The organism is Actinomyces respiraculi (assembly GCF_014595995.2).
GTDB classification, from domain to species: Bacteria; Actinomycetota; Actinomycetes; order Actinomycetales; family Actinomycetaceae; genus Actinomyces; species Actinomyces respiraculi.
This window is the reverse complement of record NZ_CP063989.1, coordinates 1029702-1048852: the sequence shown is the minus strand read 5'-3', so window position 1 is coordinate 1048852 and position 19151 is coordinate 1029702. Positions and strand designations below refer to the sequence as shown.

At 70.5% G+C, this 19151-nt stretch carries 15 protein-coding genes; 6 read left to right on the top strand and 9 right to left on the bottom strand.

The window, feature by feature from the left end; translation table 11 throughout:
• The first annotated feature begins 66 nt into the window (after window positions 1–66).
• On the top strand, window positions 67–2154 hold the full coding sequence (locus ID810_RS04305; RefSeq protein WP_166855518.1) for a M13 family metallopeptidase: 2088 nt from the start codon (window positions 67–69) through the stop codon (window positions 2152–2154).
• Between the two features lie 80 nt (window positions 2155–2234).
• Window positions 2235–2474, top strand: coding sequence for a PTS sugar transporter subunit IIB (locus ID810_RS04300; protein ID WP_166855520.1), 240 nt, complete (start codon window positions 2235–2237; stop codon window positions 2472–2474).
• Window positions 2475–2504: 30 nt separating this feature from the next.
• On the opposite strand, the gene ID810_RS04295 is transcribed toward ID810_RS04300, so the two are convergent.
• From ID810_RS04295 to ID810_RS04265, 7 genes are all read right to left on the bottom strand, one after another.
• On the bottom strand, window positions 2505–3611 hold the full coding sequence (locus ID810_RS04295) for a glycerate kinase (RefSeq protein WP_166855522.1): 1107 nt from the start codon (window positions 3609–3611) through the stop codon (window positions 2505–2507).
• Between the two features lie 54 nt (window positions 3612–3665).
• A complete protein-coding gene (locus ID810_RS04290; protein ID WP_166855524.1) occupies window positions 3666–4652 on the bottom strand; it encodes a 2-hydroxyacid dehydrogenase in 987 nt (328 codons plus the stop codon).
• 47 nt (window positions 4653–4699) lie between these two features.
• Entirely contained in the window at window positions 4700–6157 is a 1458-nt protein-coding gene (locus ID810_RS04285) for a xylulokinase (RefSeq protein WP_166855526.1), read from the bottom strand.
• A 39-nt stretch (window positions 6158–6196) separates the two neighbouring features.
• The gene (locus tag ID810_RS04280; protein ID WP_166855528.1) at window positions 6197–7024 is read right to left on the bottom strand and encodes a class I fructose-bisphosphate aldolase; all 828 of its coding nucleotides are present in this window, start codon (window positions 7022–7024) and stop codon (window positions 6197–6199) included.
• A 136-nt stretch (window positions 7025–7160) separates the two neighbouring features.
• Window positions 7161–8204 carry an alcohol dehydrogenase catalytic domain-containing protein gene (locus tag ID810_RS04275; protein WP_196781520.1) on the bottom strand — a complete coding sequence of 348 codons (1044 nt, stop codon included), beginning with the start codon at window positions 8202–8204 and terminating at the stop codon, window positions 7161–7163.
• Entirely contained in the window at window positions 8189–9118 is a 930-nt protein-coding gene (locus tag ID810_RS04270) for a DeoR/GlpR family DNA-binding transcription regulator (RefSeq protein ID WP_166855531.1), read from the bottom strand. The genes ID810_RS04275 and ID810_RS04270 overlap by 16 nt, the downstream gene beginning before the upstream one ends.
• 49 nt (window positions 9119–9167) lie before the next feature.
• Entirely contained in the window at window positions 9168–10502 is a 1335-nt protein-coding gene (locus ID810_RS04265; RefSeq protein ID WP_166855533.1) for an MFS transporter, read from the bottom strand.
• A gap of 292 nt (window positions 10503–10794) precedes the next feature.
• On the opposite strand from ID810_RS04265, the gene pepN reads away from it, so the two are divergent.
• Window positions 10795–13371 (top strand): aminopeptidase N, encoded by a 2577-nt coding sequence (gene pepN / locus ID810_RS04260; RefSeq protein ID WP_166855535.1) that lies wholly within the window; start codon window positions 10795–10797, stop codon window positions 13369–13371.
• 136 nt (window positions 13372–13507) lie between these two features.
• On the opposite strand, the gene ID810_RS04255 is transcribed toward pepN, so the two are convergent.
• Window positions 13508–14818, bottom strand: coding sequence for a PTS transporter subunit EIIC (locus ID810_RS04255; protein ID WP_188232584.1), 1311 nt, complete (start codon window positions 14816–14818; stop codon window positions 13508–13510).
• A 322-nt stretch (window positions 14819–15140) separates the two neighbouring features.
• Between ID810_RS04255 and ID810_RS04250 the strand changes: the two genes are divergently transcribed.
• The 3 genes from ID810_RS04250 (at window position 15141) to ID810_RS04240 (ending at window position 16818) form a co-directional block, all read left to right on the top strand.
• On the top strand, window positions 15141–15917 hold the full coding sequence (locus ID810_RS04250; RefSeq protein ID WP_235931499.1) for a GntR family transcriptional regulator: 777 nt from the start codon (window positions 15141–15143) through the stop codon (window positions 15915–15917).
• A gap of 212 nt (window positions 15918–16129) precedes the next feature.
• A complete protein-coding gene (locus tag ID810_RS04245) occupies window positions 16130–16360 on the top strand; it encodes a PTS sugar transporter subunit IIB (protein WP_166855541.1) in 231 nt (76 codons plus the stop codon).
• The gene (locus tag ID810_RS04240; RefSeq protein WP_166855543.1) at window positions 16357–16818 is read left to right on the top strand and encodes a PTS sugar transporter subunit IIA; all 462 of its coding nucleotides are present in this window, start codon (window positions 16357–16359) and stop codon (window positions 16816–16818) included. Before ID810_RS04245 ends, ID810_RS04240 begins: the two co-directional genes overlap by 4 nt.
• A gap of 172 nt (window positions 16819–16990) precedes the next feature.
• Here ID810_RS04240 and malQ read toward each other — a convergent pair whose 3' ends face one another.
• Entirely contained in the window at window positions 16991–19132 is a 2142-nt protein-coding gene (gene malQ, locus ID810_RS04235) for a 4-alpha-glucanotransferase (protein ID WP_166855545.1), read from the bottom strand.
• Window positions 19133–19151 lie beyond the last annotated feature (19 nt).

Here is a 19151-nt window from a genome sequence, read left to right as displayed (position 1 = left end):
TGTCAGAGGTGTGGCTGGACCTTCGAGGCGCCGATACGTGTCGGAGCCAGGCGCTACCTTGGCCCCATGACTGAGACCACCGTGACAGGCGAGGACCGCGACGTGCTCGCCGGCGTCCTCGAGACCGCCGCCGTTAACCCCGCCGTTCGCATCCAGGACGACCTCTTCCGCCACGTCAACGGCACCTGGCTGGCCGAGGCCGTCATCCCCTCGGACAAGTCCAGCACCGGTTCCTTCACCCTGCTGCGCGACGGCGCGGAGGAGGCATGCCACGAGATCCTCACCGAGCTGGCCGGCCAGGTTGATCCTGCTGTGGTGCCGACGACGCCGGCCGGGAAGGTCGCCGCCCTGTACGCGACCTTCATGGACGAGGAGCGCATCGAGGCACTGGGAGCCGCTCCGTTGGAGGACGAGCTGGCCCCGCTGCTGGCGGCCGGGGACAAGGAGGCGCTGGCCCGCGCGGTGGGCGCGGGCACGGTCTCGGGCTTCGCGGGTCCCTTCGTCGCCTACGTCGAGAACGACCTCAACGACCCCAGCCGCTACACCACCGTCCTCAGCCAGTCGGGCCTGGGCCTGCCGGACGAGTCCTACTACCGCGAGGACGCCCAGGAGGACGTGCGCACGCACTACGTGGCGCACGTGGCGCGCATGCTCGCGCTCGCCAACGCCCCCGCACTCCTGGGGGCCGAGTCCACGGAGCTCGCCGGGCGCGTCATGGCCCTGGAGACAGCACTCGCCCGCGGTCACTGGGACCGCGTCTCCTGCCGTGACATCGAGCGCATTAACAACCCGCGTCGCTGGGAGGAGCTGATGGCGAGTGCCCCCGGTTTCCCCTGGGAGGCCTGGCGCGCGGGCATCGCCGATGCCGCCGAGGCCGCGGGTGCCTCGCTGGGAGCCTTCCTTCAGGAAGCCATCGTCGAGCAGCCCGACTACCTGCCCCACGTCGCCGAGGTGTGGCAGTCGACGTCGCTGGAGGACCTGCGCACCTGGGCCGTATGGCACACGGTCCACGGGCGCAGCCCTTTGCTGTCGAGCGCTTTCGTCCAGGAGACCTTCTCCTTCTACTCCCAGCGCCTGCAGGGCACGGACGAGCTGCGCCCGCGCTGGAAGCGCGGCGTGAGCCTGGTCGAGTCCTGCCTGGGCGAGGCCCTGGGTGAGGTCTATGTCGAGCGGCACTTCCCGCCCGCCCACAAGGAGGCAATGGAGGCCCTGGTCGCAGACCTCATCGAGGCCTACCGCCGCTCCATCAGCGAACTGACCTGGATGGGCGAGCAGACGCGCAAGCAGGCGCTGGACAAGCTGGCCCTGTTCACCCCGAAGATCGGCTACCCGGTGCGCTGGCGCGACTACTCCGACGTCGTCGTCACCCCCGGGGACCTCATGTCGAGCGTGCGCTCGGTGGAGGCTTTCGACCTGGCGCGTGCGCTGCGCAAGCTGGCCGGGCCGGTGGACCGCGACGAGTGGCACATGACGCCGCAGACGGTCAATGCCTACTACAACCCGACGATGAACGAGATCGTCTTCCCGGCCGCGATCCTCCAGCCGCCCTTCTTCGACCCGGGTGCGGACGACGCCGTCAACTACGCGGGCATCGGCGCGGTCATCGGGCACGAGATCGGCCACGGCTTCGACGACCAGGGCTCGACCTTCGACGGCACGGGCAAGGTGACGGACTGGTGGACCGAGAAGGACCGCGCAGCCTTCACCGAGCGCACGAAGGCGCTCATCGCCCAGTACGACACCTACGTTCCCGCCGACCTGGCCAAGCGCGCCGAGGCTGAGGGCACCGAGGCCCCGCACGTCAACGGCTCGCTCACCATCGGGGAGAACATCGGCGACCTGGGCGGGCTGGGCATCGCCCTCAAGGCCTACGGCCTGGCCCTGAAGCGCGCGGGAGTCTCCTCCTTCGCCGAGGCACCGGTCATCGACGGCCTGACGGCGATGGAGCGGTTCTTCTACTCGTGGGCGCGCATCTGGCGGAGCAAAAGCCGGATCGAGCGCAGCGAGCTGCTGCTGACGGTGGACCCGCACTCGCCCGATGAGTTCCGCTGCAACGGGATCGTGCGCAACATGGACGCCTTCCACGAGACCTTCGGCGTCACCGAGGGCGATGCCCTGTGGCTGGCGCCCGAGGAGCGCGTGACCATCTGGTGAGTGGGCGCGCGTATCCTTGCGGCGCCCGAGCCGGGCGCCGCCCGTGACCGTCACGGGTGGAACCTCCCCGAGGAGCGAGAGTGTCTGAGACCGTCGACGCCGGTGCCGTCATCGACGCACTGGGCGGAGTGCCGAACATCGAGAGCGTCGAGGCGTGCATCACGCGTCTGCGCATCACGGTGGCCGACCCGGGGCGGGTGGACGGCGATGCCCTGCGCGCCGCCGGGGCGACGGCCGTCATCGCAGTGGCTCAGACCGTCCAGGTTGTCGTCGGCCACGAGGCGGACGCGCTCACCGCTGAGGTCGCCGCGCGCCTGTAACCCGGTCCCGACAGCCGGGACCGGACCCGCTCACGCCCGCGAGAGGTAGCCGGCGACGGCGCTGCGCAGGTTGACCGGACCGCGGCGCAGCGCCTGCTCCAGCGGCTCGTCGCGCGAGCCGATCTCGACCAGCTCGCTCACCCCGTGCTCCAGGAGGACCTCGGCCCCCTCGCGCACGCGCCCGGCGAAGACGACGCAGGGCACCCCGGCCTGGCGGGCGAGGCGGGCGATGCCGACCGGAGTCTTGCCCGCCGGAGTCTGCGCGTCCACGGAGCCCTCGCCGGTGAGCACGAGGTCGGCCCCGCCGACCCGCTCGGCGAGCCCGACCGCCCGGGCGACGAGCTCGACGCCCGGCTCGAGGCTCGCCCCCAGGTAGACCCGCAGTGCGAAGCCCAGGCCACCGGCGGCCCCCGATCCCGGCAGGTCGGCGGCCCTGCCGTGACCGCTAACCCGGGCGACGCGGGCCAGGGTGGCGTCGAGGGCGTCGACGTCCTCGGCCTTGACCCCTTTCTGGGGGCCGAAGACGGCCGTGGCGCCCTGCGGCCCGGTCAGCGGGTTGGTGACATCGCAGGCGACGTGGACGCTGACGGCGCGCAGGGCTGCGGGCAGCCCTGAGACGTCGATGCGCTCCAGGTGCGGCAGGTCGGCGGGTACGGGGCGCAGCTCGTGGCCGTCGGCGTCGAGGAGGCGGGCGCCCAGGGCGACGAGCATCCCCGTGCCGGCGTCGTTGGTCGCCGAGCCGCCGATCCCCAGGACGATGGTGCGCGCCCCGCGGTCGAGGGCGTCGGCGATGAGCAGGCCGAGCCCCCGGGTGGAGGAGCGGTGGACGTCGCGATCGGCCGGGGCGATGAGCTCCAGGCCCGCGCAGCCGGCGACGTCCATGACCGCCCGCTCACCGTCGAAGCCGTAGGCGGCCTTCAGCGGACGGCCCAGGGCGTCGAGCGTCGGGCAGGCGACCATGGGTGCGCCCCAGGCGGCGGCCACGGCCTCGGTGAAGCCCTCCCCGCCGTCGGACATGGGCACAAGGTCGGTGCTTGCTCGCACGAGCACGTCGCGCACCCCGGCGTCCATGGCGGCGGCCGCCTGCGGCGCCGTCATGCTCTCCTTGAAGGAGTCCGGCGCGATGACGATTCTCATGACTGTGTTCCTTCGCGCGTCACCGAGCCGGTCGGGGGCTCGGCGACCATGGTCTCAGACAGCGGGCACGGGGGTGAGCGCGGGGCGCCCGTTGAGCACCGCCAGGACGTTGTCGACGGCGAGGCGCCCCATGCGGTCGCGCGTCGCCTCCCCGGCGGAGGCCGTGTGCGGGGTGCACACGATGGCCGGGCGCGCCAGGAGCTCGGGATTGACCCGGGGCTCGCCGTCGAAGGTGTCAATGCCCGCGCCGCGCAGGTGCCCGGAGTCGATCGCCTCGATAAGCGCTTCCTCGTCGACCACGCCGCCACGGGCGCAGTTGATGAGGTAGGAGCCCGGCCGCATCTGTGCCAGGGTCCGCCGGTTGATGAGATGGCGCGTGGAAGGCAGGAGCGGCACGTGGAGGGTGACGACGTCGGAGGAGGCGAGAAGGTCCTCGAGGGAGACGACCTCGACGCCGTCGACAACCTGACCGACGCTGAGGGTGGAGTCGGCGGCGATGACCCTCATCCCGAAGGCGGCCGCACGGGCGGCCACAGCACGTCCGATCCGCCCCAGGCCGACGATGCCCAGGACGGCGCCCGCCGAGACGTCCAGTCCCACGAGCATGCGCGGGCCCCAGATCCAGGGTTGGTCGGAGTGCAGGAAACGGTCCCCCTCAACAATCCGACGAGTGACGGCGAGGATCAGAGCGAAGGTGTGGTCAGCGGTCGCGCCGTCGAGAACCCCGGGGGTGTTGGTGACAATGACCCCGTGGTGCTCAGCGGCCTGGCGGTCAATGTTGTCGAAGCCGACCGCCACGTTGGCGACGACTGTGAGGCCGGGTCCGGCGGCCTGGAAGAACTCCTCGTCGATCCGCTCGGTGAGGGTGACGATGGCGGCGTCCTTGCCTGCAACCCGGGCGAGCAGTTCGGAGCGTGAGGGCGGCGCCTCCTGGCCGACGTCGACGGTGACGTCCTCGCGGGCCTCCAGCTCGCGCTGGACGTTGTCGGTGAGCAGCCGGGCGACGTAGACGCTCGGACGGATAGTGGTCGTGGTGGTCATGGGTGTCCTCCGTTGTCTGTTCGGTGTTGTCGTGCTGGCGTCGGGGCTTAGAGCTCGGGCAGAAGCTCGCGGCCGGTGGTCCGCTTCCAGAAGGTCCTGAACACGTCCCACCGAGCGTCGTTGATGACGACCCACTCGGGCCGGGGCGACACGCGTCGGGAGTGGACCTCGGGCAGGTGCAGGCCCGCAACGCTCGCCCCGCACATGCCGGCGGCGCCGATGGCGGGCAGGTAGGACTCGTCAACGAGGTCCAGGTCGGTGTTGAGGATGTCGGCGAGGATCTGTGGGAAGGACTCGTCGGAGCCGAAGGCGCCGGTGAGGTAGATGGCTCCGGCGTCCTGGGGCACGCAGGAGCGCAGCACCATGCGGTCGACGAGTAGGACGCCGTCGATGACGGCGCGGGCGACCTGCTCGCGGGTCGTCTCGCGGGTAATGTCGACGATCTGCGAGCAGGGGGACTCGAACCACAGCGGGCCCCGCTCGCGCATGACGTGCGGGATGAAGTAGGGCGCGACGACGGCGTCGTCGGGGCTGAGGTCGTGGGCCATGCGGATCATGTCCCCCACCCCCAAGCCGGCCTGGCCGAAGCCCGTCACGAGCGCCCCCGTCGCCAGGGCGTCGCCACCGTTGGTCACACCGTTGATGAGCCACTGACCCGGCTCGTTGCCGCAGCGCTGCAGGGCGGTGGCCCTCGGGTCCGGCGCGTTAAGGCAGGAGTTGACGACGTGGGTCGTACCCATGATGAGGAAAGGCTTGGTCCCCGGCCGGGTGCCCAGCGCGTAGGCGGCGGCGGGAGTGTCCGCCGAGCCCACCGTCACGGCAATCCCCTCGGGCAGGCCGAGCTCCCGCGAGGCCTCGGTGGTGACCGTGCCGAGGATCTCCATGGGGTACCTCACCTCGGGCAGCACGGCGGGGTCGATGTCGAGCAGCTCGACAGTCTCCTCGATCCAGCCGTGCTCGGGCATGACAGTGTCGAAGATCCCCGTGTAGGACGCCTGGGTCGGGTCGAGCGCCGTGCGGCCGGTCAGCAGCGCACCCAGCCAGGTCCCTGCCATGCCGAAGGTCCTCATGCGGGAGAAGACCTCGGGGTCGTGGGCGCGCAGGTAGGGGTGCGCCAGGGCGATGAAGGTGGACTGGGAGGGGTGGTTACCCGTGGCGGCAATGGCCTGCGGCGACCTCCTGGCAGAGTAGGTGTTGAAGTAGTAGCGCAGGATGTTGTTGTCCCACTGGACCCCTGGCCCGCAGGCATGCCCGTCAGCGTCGAGGGGGACGATGACGGGGCAGTGCACATCGATGCCCACGCCGTCGGCCTGCGCAAGCACGTCGCCCAGGGCCGCCAGGGCGGTGGTGACGGAGTGCCTCCAGGCGCGAGTGTCGACGCGCCCCGACTGGGCGCGGGAGGTCGGGTGCGCGCAGCGTGCGCGTGCGATGACCTCCCCGTCGCCGTTGATGGCCACGGTCTTGGTGGCCGAGGTTCCTAGATCAATTCCGACGAATACGCTCATCGTTGAACTCCCGTCGTTCGCAACGGCGCCGCGCGCCGCTCATTCCAGCAGGCCGGCGGCGTCCGACGGCGTGGCCCCGTCGTGGACGACGGCGCGCAGGGCACGCACCATCTTCGCCGGGTCCTCGGCCTGCCAGATGTTGCGCCCGCAGGTCATGCCGACGCCCCCGGCCTCCATGACGGCGGCCGCCTGCTCCAGGACATTGATCGGCTTGGGCGCCGGTGCGCCGCCGGCGGCCACGACCGGGGTGGGCACGGCCTCAACCACCTGGCGGAACTCCTCGGCCGAGCCGGTGTACCAGGTCTTGACGATGTCGGTGCCGCACTCGGCCGCGGCGCGCGCCGCGTAGATGACGGATTCTGTCGAGCCCTTGCGGTCGCCCCACATCTCGCCGGAGGGGTAGGCGTGGCAGATGACTGGGATTCCCCACTGGTGGGCCTCCTCGGTCGTCGCCGACATCATCTCCAGCATCTCCGCCTGGTGCTGCGAGCCCGCGGAGATGCCGATGGCCAGGGCGTCGGCGCCCAGGCGGATGGCGTCGCGCACGCCGGCGACGGTGGCGTCGTAGGTGGGGTGGAAGTCGACGCAGAAGGTGGAACCCTTGATGATGAGCGGCACGGTGATGTCGGTGTCCCACAGGAGGTGGCCGGCAATGCCCTTGAAGACGGTGAAGGCGTCGGGCTCGCCCTCGACGATGCGGGTGAAGGTGGACGTGATGTGGGCCAGGCGGGGGGCGACGCCGCGCGGGACGGCCTGGTCGAGGGCGACGGACATCATCCGCCCGTCCTGGCCGAGCAGGCGGCGCAGGCGCAGCTGGCGGCCGAGGGCGGAGGAGGTCCCGACGGGGTTGAGGGCGTAGGGGTTCATGGTGGTGCTCTTCTTCCTGTGCGAGGGGTGTTCTTCGGTGGTGGTGCCTGCGAGCGGGCTGCTGGAGGCTGTCGGGCACACGGGTGCCCTGCCCGACGCCGTCGGGTGCGGCTCGGGTGGTGGGAGGTGGGTGGGTTCAGGCCCAGACGTCGACGCCGACGCGCATGTCGGAGCCGGAGGCGGCCAGGTCGATCGCCTCGGCCGCGCGTGCCAGTGGCAGCTGGGTGCCGATGAGGTCGGCGACCTTCAGGCGCCCGTCGTTGATCATGGGCGCGGCCTGCTGGAAGTTCTCAAGTCGGCACGAGGAGGCGCCGACGATCTCGTACTCGTTGTAGTGGATGTCGTTGGCGACGAGCTCAAGGACGGCGTCGGAGTTGAAGCCGGCGAAGACGGAGATGCGCGCACCGGGTGCCAGAACGCCCAGGTACGGGGTCAGGGCCTCCGGGCGTCCGATAGCCATGATGACGACGTCGACGCCGTCGGGGGCGATCTGACGGATGCGCTCGGCGACGTCGTCGTCAGGGGTGAGGACGACGTCGGCGCCGGAGTCGGCGGCGATGGTGTGGCGCGCGGTGTTGGGCTCAACGGAGATGACCGTCTTGACGCCCTGCGCCTTGGCCAGGCGGATATGGATGAGCCCCAGCGGTCCGGCCCCGGCGACAAGGACGGTGTCGGCCCCCGCGACCTTGGCCAGGTTCTGCCCGTTGAGCGCGCAGGCGACCGGCTCGACGATGGCCGCCTCGAGCGCGCTGACGTTGTTGATGGGGATGAGGTTGTCGCGCGCTGCCGCGGGCACGCGCACGTACTGCGACAGCCCGCCGTCGAGCTGGTAGCCGAAGGCGACGCGGTTACGGCAGATATTGGGGTGGCCCTTGAGGCATGCCGCGCAGTTGCCGCAGGGCACGAGGGGGTAGACACAGACCTGGTCGTGCATGTGCACGCCCTCGGGCAGGGGGCCGCTCGCGTCCGCGACCTCACCGGCGAGCTCGTGGCCGAGGGTGGAGGGCAGGGAGACGTTACGGGTCTTGCGTCCGGTGTAGATCCTCACGTCCGTGCCACACAGGAGCGCTCCCGTGACCTTGATGAGGACATCGCCGGGCTCGAGCTCCGGGACCGGCACCTCCTCGATGCGCATGTCGTGTGGGGCGTGGAGGACAGCTTTCTTCATCGTGGCGGACATGGTGGTTCTTCCTCGGTTTCCTTGGTCGGTGCTCGGCCTGCGAGCACGATGGTGGCGCCGCGCACCTCCAGCGCCGCCAGGGCGTCGGGGTCAGCGGCAGCGTCGGTGATAAGGCCCCACGCATGGGGCAGCGGCGCCCAGTAGGGCAGCGCGGAGGAGTCGTCGAGCTTGGAGGAGTCGGCGACGACGTAGACCCGGCCGGCCTGGCGCAGCATCATCGTCTTGAGCCGGCACTGGTCGTAGGTGCGCGAGGCGATACCGCGGACGGGGTCGACGGCGTCGGCCCCGACGAAGGCGATGGAGGCGAAAATGTGCGAGAGGGTCTGCTCGGCGTCGCCCCCGCAGATCGTCTCGTTGAAGCCGCGCAGCCGGCCGCCCAGGACGAGGACCTGGACGAGGTCTTGATCGACGAGCCGGTTGATGCAGCGCAGGCCGTTGGTGACGACGGTGAGTTCGAGCCGGTTGTCGAGGGCGACAGCGATCTGCTCGGCGGTAGAGCCTGCGTCGAGGATGACGAGGTCACCGTCGTTCAGCAGGGCGACGGCCTCCTGGGCGATGAGGCGCTTGGCCTCGGCGTTGGAGACCTCGCGCTGCGCCATGGTCATCTCCCGGCGACGGGGGGCGAGGGCCGCACCGCCGTAGGTGCGTGAGACGACCTCGTCGCGCTCGAGGACTGTCAGGTCCCGGCGGATGGTGGCCACCGACACCCCCAGAAGGTCGGCGAGGTCGTTGACCGAGACCTTGCGGCCGGGGTCCTCGCCGATGATGCGCACGAGCCTCGCCCGGCGGCGCTCGCTCTTGGTGCGTGCCTCGTCGGTGGTCTCGAGGTCGTCGGTGATGGGCATGCTGTCGTCCTCTCGCGGTCCTGCCGGGTCGACGCGGGCGTCGCACACGGTCTCGGTGTCGGTCAGCATGCTGTCACCTCCTGAGCGGGTGCTGTGGCGCGGGCGGGCTCGTGTCGGGTCAGGCGGTGGCGCCCTGGGCGTGCGTGAGGTCCCGGCTGAAGTCGATCTGGGCGACGTTGGGGAGCATGAGGGCGAAGACGCAGGCACCCACGAGACAGACGACACCGGACAGGAGCAGGGGCAGACCGAAGGCCCCCGTGGCCCCGTAGAGCGCACCGACGACGATTGGGTTGAGCGCCGAGCCGATGTTGGAGAAGAAGTTCTGCGTGCCGCCCAGGACGCCCACGGTGGAGGTGGGCACGAAGTCGCCGGGCAGGCACCAGATGGTGACGATGGTGAAGGCGGAGCCGAAGTAGGAGATCGACATGAGTGTCAGGGCCATCCCCGCGGTGGGCACGGCAGCGGCGGCGCCGATGAAGGCGGTCAGGACCATGCCGACGACGAGGCAGGTCTTGCGCGTGCGTGTGAGGCTCCAGCCGCGTCCGAGCAGGAAGTCGCCCACGAGTCCGCCGCACCAGGAGCCGACGATGGCGCAGATCGGCGGGATGGAGCCGAAGACGCCGAGCTTGAGCAGGTCGAAGCCCCGCTCGTCGACGAGGTAGGTGGGGAACCAGGTGAGGAAGAAGGTGACGGCGAAGTTGACGCAGAAGAAGCCGATCATCATGGCCCACACCGCGCGCTTGCGCAGCAGGATGCGCACGGGGATGGCCGTGTCCGTGCTGGCCTGGGCCGTGAGCCTGGCCTCCTCCTCGCGGCCCTCGTTGATGTGGGCCAGCTCGCCGTCGCTGACCCGGCCGAAGAAGGCCTCGGGGCGGCGGTACAGGGCCCACCAGCCGATGGCCCACAGGATGCCGAGGATGCCGGCGATGAGGAAGACGTAGTGCCATCCCCACAGCCCGATGATGCCGGCGATGACGGGGGTGGCGACGGCGGAGCCGATGCGGGCTCCGGAGTCGTAGACGGAGGTGCCGCGGGCGCGCTCGCGCTGGGGGAACCACCGCGAGACGGTCTTGGCGGCGGCGGGGTAGGCGCCCGCCTCACCGATGCCCAGGCCCAGGCGCAGGCCGAAGAGGACGGCGAAGCTGTTGGCGAGGAATGTCAAGCCGGTGCACAGGGACCACACGAAGACGGCGGCGCCGAACATGAGGCGCTCGCCGAACTTGTCGATGAGGGAGCCGGCGGGGATCTGCATGACGGCGTAGGACCAGGAGAAGGCCGACAGGATGAGGCCCTGCTGGGTCTCGCTGATGTGGAGGTCCTCGGTCATGTAGGGCAGTGACACCGAGATGGCCGAGCGGTCGATGTAGTTGATGGCCAGGCCGAGGGCGCAGACGACGGCGATCGCCCAGCGCCAGCTCGTCCGGCTCGTGCCGGTTGCGGAGGAAGCGGACATGAATACCTCCTTGTATTGATGCACGTCCGGATGCGCGAACGATCACCTGTTTGATCGTTCTGATCATCTTGCAGGAACGAGATTGACACACCCTGAGCGAATCGTCAAGCAGATTGATCGATTCGATCATATCCGCTCAATCGGCAGCCCACCCAGCCCGGCCCCCGTCGTCGAAGCCGATGTGTCCCGCGAGCGCAGCGGATGAGACGATGGCCCCCTGCACGCGCCAAGACCCGGCGCCAACCGGCAGCGGCCACGAGCCAGCCGGCACACCGTCCCAGAAGGAGTACCTATGCCCGGTCAGAACCTGACCCGCGAGGAGGCCGCCGAGCGCGCGGGCCTCGTCGCCGTCGACACCTACACCATCGACCTCGACCTCACTCGTGGGTCGGAGGTCTTCGGCTCGACGACGACCGTTCGCTTCAGCGCCACCCCCGGCGCCGCCACCTTCATCGACCTTATCGCCCCCACGGTTCGCTCCATCACCCTCAACGGCACCGCTCTCGACCCGGCCCAGGTCTACGCGGACTCACGCATCGCGCTGGAGAACCTGGCCGCGGACAACGAGCTCACCGTCATCGCCGACTGCGCCTACATGCACACGGGCGAGGGCCTGCACCGCTTCACCGACCCGGCTGACGGACGCACCTACCTCTACAGCCAGTTCGAGGTGCCCGACTCGCGCCGCGTCTTCGCCGTCTTCGAGCAGCCCGACCTCAAGGCCTCCTTCGTCTTCACCGTCACCGCCCCCGCGGGCTGGACGGTCTTCTCCAACTCCCCCACCCCCGAGCCCGTGTCCGCCACCGGTGCCGACGGCGAGGCCGCCAGTGTCTTCTCCTTCGCCCCCACCAAGCGGATGAGCTCCTACATCACGGCGATCGTCGCCGGCCCCTACGAGGGCGTCACCGGCGAGTACCGGGCCGCGGACGGGCGCGTCGTGCCCCTGGGCGTGTACTGCCGGGCCTCCCTGCGCAAGTTCCTCGACGCCGAGGAGGTCCTCGAGCTCACCCGCAAGGGCTTCGCCTACTACGAGGACCTGTTCGCCACGCCCTACGCCTTCACCAAGTACGACCAGGTCTTCGTCCCCGAGTTCAACGCCGGGGCCATGGAGAACGCGGGGATCGTCACCCACCGCGACGACTACGTCTTCCGCTCGCGCCCGGTCGAGGCCCGTGTCGAGCGCCGCGCGGTGACGATCCTGCACGAGCTGGCGCACATGTGGTTCGGCGACATGGTGACGATGACGTGGTGGAACGACCTGTGGCTCAACGAGTCCTTCGCCGAGTTCACCTCCACGCTCGCCGTCGCTGAGGCCACCCGCTTCACCGAGGCCTGGACCACCTTTCAGGCCTCGGAGAAGACCTGGGCCTACAACCAGGACCAGCTCTCCTCCACCCACCCCGTGGCCGCCGAGATCAACGACCTGCACGACGTCGAGGTCAACTTCGACGGCATCACCTACGCCAAGGGCGCCTCGGTCCTGTCCGCGCTCGTGGCCTACGTGGGCCGGGAGAACTTCTTCGCGGGCATCGCCTCCTACCTGGCCAGGCACGCCTACGCCAACGCCACCCTGGAGGACCTGCTGCGCGAGCTGGAGGCCACGAGCGGGCGCGACCTGGGCGAGTGGACCCGCCTGTGGCTCCAGGAGGCCGGCGTCACCATCCTGCGCGCCGAGCTCACGACCAACGCCGAGGGCGTCATCACCTCCGCGGCCATCCTCCAGGAGATCCCGGAGGACTCCCCGGCCTCCCTGCGTCCGCACCGCCTCGCGCTGGGCTCCTACAGCCTCGTTGAGGGCAGCCTCGTGCGCACCGGGCGCGTTGAGATCGACGTCGACGGCGCGCGCACCGAGGTGCCCGAGCTGGTGGGCTCCGTACGCCCGGACGTCCTGCTGGTCAACGACGACGACCTCACCTACGCCAAGGCCCGCCTGGACGCGGCCTCGCTGACCGCGGGCCTGGAGCACGTGGCGGCCTTCGAGGGTTCCCTGCCCCGCTCGATCCTCCTGGCCTCGGCCTGGGACATGGTGCGCGACGGCGAGCTGCCCGCCTCCCGCTTCCTGGCGGCGGCGCTGGCGGCCCTGAAGGTCGAGCGGCACTCCTCGGTGGTCCAGGTGCTCCTGGCCCAGGTGGGCACGTGCCTGAGCCTCTACCTGCCGCCGGCCCACCGTGCGCGCCAGGCCCCGAAGACTGCCGAGGCGCTGCTGTCGCTGGCGCGCGCCGCCGAGGCCGGCTCCGACACCCAGCTCCAGCTCGTGCGGGCCGTCGCCGCTCACGCCGTGACGCCCGAGCAGACCGCGGCCGTGGCCGGCTGGCTCAGTGGCTCTGCGCCGCTGGAGGGGCTGGTTGTGGACCAGGATCTGCGGTGGGAGCTGCTCATCGGGCTCGTTGCCGCGGGCGCGGCCGGCGAGGAGGAGATTGCCGCGGAGGCCGAGCGCGACCGCACGACGACGGGCACGGAGCGTGCGGCGCAGGCCCGCGCCGCCCTGCCCACGCCCGAGGCGAAGCGGGCGGCTTGGCAGGCTCTTGTCGGGGATGCCACGATGCCCAACGAGACGTTGGTCAAGACCCTGCGCGGCCTGACCGACGTCGAGCGCGCACCGCAGCTGCTGGCGCCCTTCATCGAGGAGTACGTGGCCAAGGCTGACGAGATCTGGTCCTCGCGCACCTTCCACATGGCGGAGAACCTGCTGGCCGGCCTGTGGTCGTCGGCGACGGTGGGCCTGGAGGGTTGTGACCCGGTGGGTGCGCTCAAGGGCTGGCTCGCCTCGCACGAGGAGGCCCCGGCCGCCTTCCGCCGCATCATCGCCGAGAACCTGGACATGACGCGCCGGGTGGCGCGCGTGCAGCAGCGCGAGCTGCAGGGCTGACGCTCGGCACGAACAGGGCTGGGCCCCCGGGGCGTCCACCGCGCGTCGTTCCCCACGCGGGTTCGAGGGTCAAGGCCTCGAACCCGCGTGGGGAACCGGTACCTCAGCGGTTGGTCCTCGCGCGGTGGGAGCCGGGCTAGCGCCTCTTGCGCGCGGCCTCGGCGTTCTTGCCGGTGGCCTCGGCGGCGACGGCCTGGGCCTCGGCGAAGGCGTCGGCGTCGTCCTCCTCACGTCCCGGGGTGCGGAAGTTGAACTTCGCGATGAGGAAGCGGAAGAGGAAGTAGTAGATGACGGCATAGACCAGGCCGATGATGACGAGCATCACCGGGCCCTGGAAGAAGCCGCCGGAGAGCTCGGAGGACTTGCCCATGTTGATGAGGTAGTCGAACAAGCCGGCGGAGAAGGTGAAGCCGGACTTGATGCCCAAGGCGTTGACGATGACCAGCGCAATACCGGTGAGGACAGCGTGGACGGCGTACAGCGGGAAGGCGACGTAGGCGAAGGCGAACTCGAGGGGCTCGGTGACACCGGTGAGGAAGGCGGTCAGAGCCACGGAGATCATGAGGGCGCCGGTGGCCTTGCGCTTGGTGGTCTTGGCGGTGTGCCACATGGCCAGGGCGGCGGCGGGCAGAGCGAACATCATGATCGGGAAGAAGCCGGTCATGAAGCCACCGGACCAGGCATTGGTGCCGTCAACACCCTGGAAGAAGCAGTTGAGGTCGCCGTGGACCTCCGCGCCCTCCGCGCCGGTGCAGGTACCGAGCTGGAACCAGGGCAGGGAGTTCCACAGGTGGTGCAGACCAAAGGGAATGAGCAGGCGGTTGATGGTGCCGTAGACGAAGTAGGCGAAGGAACCACCGACGCCACCGTTGAGGCCGGCCTCGATGAGCCAGCCACCGAGACGCACGTTGATGATGTTGTTGAAGAGGGGGTAGATGGCGCCCATGACAACACCGACGACAACGGCCGCACCGGAGGTGACGATCGGCACGAAGCGGCGGCCGCCGAAGAAGGCGAGCCAGTCCGGCAGCTTCACGCGGTAGAACTTCTCCCACAGCTTCGCGGCCACGACACCGATGATGATGCCGCCGAGGACGCCGTAGTTGATGGTGTTCTCCTCAGGGGTCTCGCCGCCGGCGCCCCAGTACGGTGCGAGGGCGGAGAACACGCCCTCCAGGACCAGGAAGCCGAAGAGGCCGGCGACACCGGTGGAGCCGTCGGACTTCTTGGCGAAGCCGATGGCGACGCCAACGGCGAAGATAAGCGCCAGGTGGCCGAACACAGCACCACCGGCGGCGGCCATGACGTCGGCGACGGGCTGCATCCAGGGCAGGGACTTGGACACGCCGTCGGCGCCCAGCATGTCGGCCTGGCCAAGGCGCAGCAGCAGGCCCGCCGCGGGCAGCGTGGCAATGGGGAGCATGAGCGAACGCCCGAGGCGCTGCATCAGGGCGAACGCGCCGCCCGACTTCTTCTTCTCTGACACAAGGTCCTCCAGATCCGGGAGCGCATGGCAACAGCGCCACGCGAGGGTTACCGCCCGGGGAGGGCGGCTCGGTCCGACGGGCACCGCTGCACTCGTCTGGACCAGTGGTATCAGCAAAGACCAGACCACAGACGTTGTCAAGCACGTGCTCGCACATTCCAGGGGCCGACTTTTCGTGAGCCTCACGAGGCCTGCCACACCTCTCCCCGGTCGAGCGCCCGCGGCAGGCGATCAGGGCGGGCACAATGGGCCCAACCACCCGTCCGACCGGAAGGAGACCACCGTGCCGCAGGGGCAATCGTCAGGCGCGCGCGAGCGGAGCGGAGCACGCGCCAAGTACGTCGTCGTGCGCGAGCACCTGCTCGCCCTCATCTCCGACGGTCTGCCGGCCGGGGCCCCCCTGCCCTCCGAGCGCGAGCTGTGCGAGCGCTTCGGCGTCTCACGCATGACCGTGCGCCAGGCCGTCGACACCCTCGTCGCCGACGGCGCCGTCGAGCGGCACCAGGGCCGGGGGACCTTCGTCGCCCCGCCCAAGCTCGACCTCCAGCTGCGCCTGACCTCCTTCAGCGACGAGATGCGACGGCGGGGCATGGAGCCCGGCGCGGTCTTCCTCGTCGCCGAGACCGTGCCCGCACCACCGGCGGTCGCCGCCCAGCTCGAGCTCGCCGAGGACGAGCAGGCCCACCACCTGCGCCGTCTGCTGACGGCCGACAGCGTGCCCATGGCCCTGGAAGAGACCTGGATCCCGCAACACCTCGCGCCGGACCTGCTCGAGGATGGCCTTCCCCCCTCGGTGTACGAGGCGCTCACCCAGGTGGGGCTCATGCCCGAGTGGGGCGAGGACGTGCTCGAGGCCCGCGCCGTCACCTCCGAGGAGGCGGCCCTGCTCGGCGTGCCCGAGCGCGCCCCCGCCCTGGACATCGTGCGGCGCACCTTCCACGACCACACCGCGGTCATCTACTCGCGCTCCCTCTACCGGGCGGACCGCTACACGCTGTGGGTCCCGGTCTCCGCACCGGGCCCGCGCCGTCGACGCCCCGACAACCTGCCGACGACCTGAGCCCGCGGCCCCGCGGCCCGCCGCTGTGCAGGCGGCGGGCCGGTCGCGGACGGGGCCGTGACAGGTCTCGCCTCCAGGGTCTCGCCATCGGGCACGCTCCACGCTACTATCACACTGGTATGGACCACCTCCCTGGGAGCGACGACGCCCACAGGACCACCGGTCCGCCCCATCCGTCGGCCCCGCGCCGACCAGACCCTAGGAGAACCCGCATGTCCCAGGCCCAGAGCATCGTCGACGCCCTCGGCGGCTTCGACAACATCATCGAGATCGAGCCCTGCATCACCCGTCTGCGCTGCGAGCTGGAGGACCCCTCCCTGGTGGACGAGGCCGCCCTCAAGGCCGCTGGCGCCCACGGGGTCCTCAAAGCCGGCGACGCCGTGCAGGTGATCGTTGGACCCAACGCCGATACCATCGCGGAGGACATCGAGGATCTTCGATGACCCTCGACATCGCCTCCCCGCTCGCCGGCCGCGTTCTGTCCCTCGACGACGTCCCCGACCCCGTCTTCGCCGGCAGGTTCGTCGGCCCGGGCCTCGCCGTCGACCCCGACCGGACCGAGGGCACTGACGTCACCGCCGTGGCGCCCGTCAGCGGCACCATCGCCAAGGCCCACCCCCACGCCTTCATCATCACGGCCGAGAACGGACCCGCCATCCTGGTCCACCTGGGTCTGGACACCGTGGGGCTCGGGGGCAAGGGCTTCAACGTCCTCGTCAAGGAGGGTGACGCCGTCGCCGCCGGAGACCCCGTGGTCACCTGGAACCCGGCCGACATCGAGGCCGGTGGGCTCAGCCCCGTCGTGCCCGTTGTCCTCCTAGAGACGGATGAGCAGTCCCTGGATCTCGCCAAGCCCGGCACCCCCCTGGAGGCGGGAGACGTGCTGCTCACCCTCCACTGATACCGGCCACCGAGCCGACCACGCACGTGGGGCGGTCACGTCGGCAGACCGTCCAGGGCGCTGCTGATCCGCGAGGCAACCACGCACGTGGGGCGGTCACCCTTGAGGGTGACCGCCCCACGTGTCACGAGCGGCCGACGTCGGCCCGGCTCAGTTCCCGCTCAGGCCCAGCTCAGGCACGGTCCAGGGCCTCGCGCACCACCGCCAGCAGGCTCTCCATCCGCGCGTTGCCGGGCAGGTCCTCAACCAGCACCACCTCGCCGGTGCCGTCAGCCAGCGGCTGGCACCAGTTCGGGTACTCCAGGTCCGTGCCCGGCTGGTTCTGGGCCCGGCGTTCACCGACCCCGTCCACCAGGGAGACACCGACAAGGCGTGCGGGCGTGCGGGCCACGTAGCGGTGCAGGGCCTCGACGATCTCTCGCTCCGAGGGGTTGTCCCCCAGCAGGCCGTGCTCGCGCAGCCGGGTGAGCATCCGGTCGCGCTCGAGACGGGCCTCGGCGCGCACCTGCTCGACCGGCTCGGTGAGCAGGCCCAGGCGCTCGCGCAGGCTCACGTGCTCCTCCGCCAGATACCCGGCTGTCGGCGGCAGGTCGTGGGTGTTGACCGTCGCGAGCTGGAGCGAGCGGTAGGCCTCCGGCTGCTTGGGCCAACCATCGTCCTGCTTCTCGAACCACAGGACCCCAGTGCCCAGGACCCCACGGCTGGAGAGGTAGTCACGCACCCACGGCTCGACGGTTCCCAGGTCCTCGCCGATGATGACAGCGTCGGCCAGGTGGGCCTCGAGCAGCAGGACGCTGACCATCGCCTCGTGGTCATAGCGCACGTAGGCACCCGCGTCCGCGCGCATCCCCTCAGGGATCCACCACAGCCGGAACAGTCCGGTGACGTGGTCCACCCTCAGGGCACCCGCATGCCGCATGACCGTGCGGGCCATCTCGCGCAGGGGCCGGTAGGCGTCCGCGGCCAGGCGCACCGGGCTCCACGGCGGCTGGGACCAGTTCTGGCCCAGCTGGTTGTACATGTCCGGGGGCGCGCCGACGCGCACGCCCGGCGCGAAGGACTCGGGGTCGCTCCACACGTCGGCACCGCGCGGGTGGACGCCGATGGCGAGGTCATCCATGATGCCCAGCGCCATGCCGGAGGCCTTGGCCACCGCCTGCGCCCGCTCGAGCTGCTCGTCCACGATCCACTGCAGCCAGGCGTAGTAGTCGATGCGGTCGCTCAGGGTCCTGGCCTCATTGGCCACGTAGGCCGAGCTCGCATCGCGCAGGGTCGCGGGCCACTGGGCGAGCGGCCCGTACTTCTCCGTCAGGGCGCTCCACAGGGCGAAGCGCTCCAAGCCCTCGCCCTGCTCGGCACGGAAGCGCTCGAAGTCGCGCTGGCGGGCACGCGAGCGGCCGGCGGCGAAGATGACCTCCAGTGCCTCGCTCTTGGCCTTCCAGGCGGCGTCACGGTCGATCGGCTCAGCACTGTGGTTGGCCGCCTCGACGTCCTGCAGCTCCCACTGGACCAGCGAGCGGCGCGGCCCCGCCAGGCGCGAGACCTCAAGGATGTTCTCGGGGCGAATGTAAATCGGGTTGACGAAGCGCCTGGTCACCGGCAGGTAGGGAGAGGCCGTCATGGGTCCCACGGGCTCGGCGGCGTGGAGCGGGTTGATGAGCAGGAAGTCCGCCCCCTCGTCACCGAGGAAGGAGGCGAGCTCGGCGAGGTCGTCGGCGTCGCCGATGCCCCAGGAGCCGGCCGAACGCACGGAGTAGAGCTGGGCCATGACGCCCCAGCCCCGCTCGCCCAGCGATGCGGGCAGGTCGAGGTGGTCCGGAGCGATGGCGAGGGCAGCACGGGCCTGGGTGGAGCCGTCGCCGACCCAGGCGACGAGCTCGTGCCAGCCCAGCGGCAGGTCGGTGGGCAGGACGAAGGTGGCCTGACCGGTGAGCACGCCGTCGACGTCGCGGGCGGGGGTCCAGTCCTCGGTCTGGGTCAGCGGGTGGTGGGTGCCGTCGTCGAGCACCGCCTCGACCCGGACCGGCGTGCCGTCGGGCACGTGGACGGTGACGGGTGCGGCCGTCCCCTGTCGCACGACGACGGTGGGCGGCAGCACCTGACGCCAGGGGGCCAGCTCCGCCTGCTGCAGGGACTGCTCGATCTCCTCCTCCGTGGAGGCCGGCACGCCGAGGGCTGCGAGGACGGCGACGAGGGTCTCGCGCGATGGGGAGGCGGGTCGCCCGTGGTAGTCCCAGTAGTCGACTAGGACGCCGTTGGCCTGGGCGAGCTGGATCAGTCGCTCGGATGCGGGGTCGGGGAAGGGATCGGTCATGGCGGGGACCTCAGGGGTT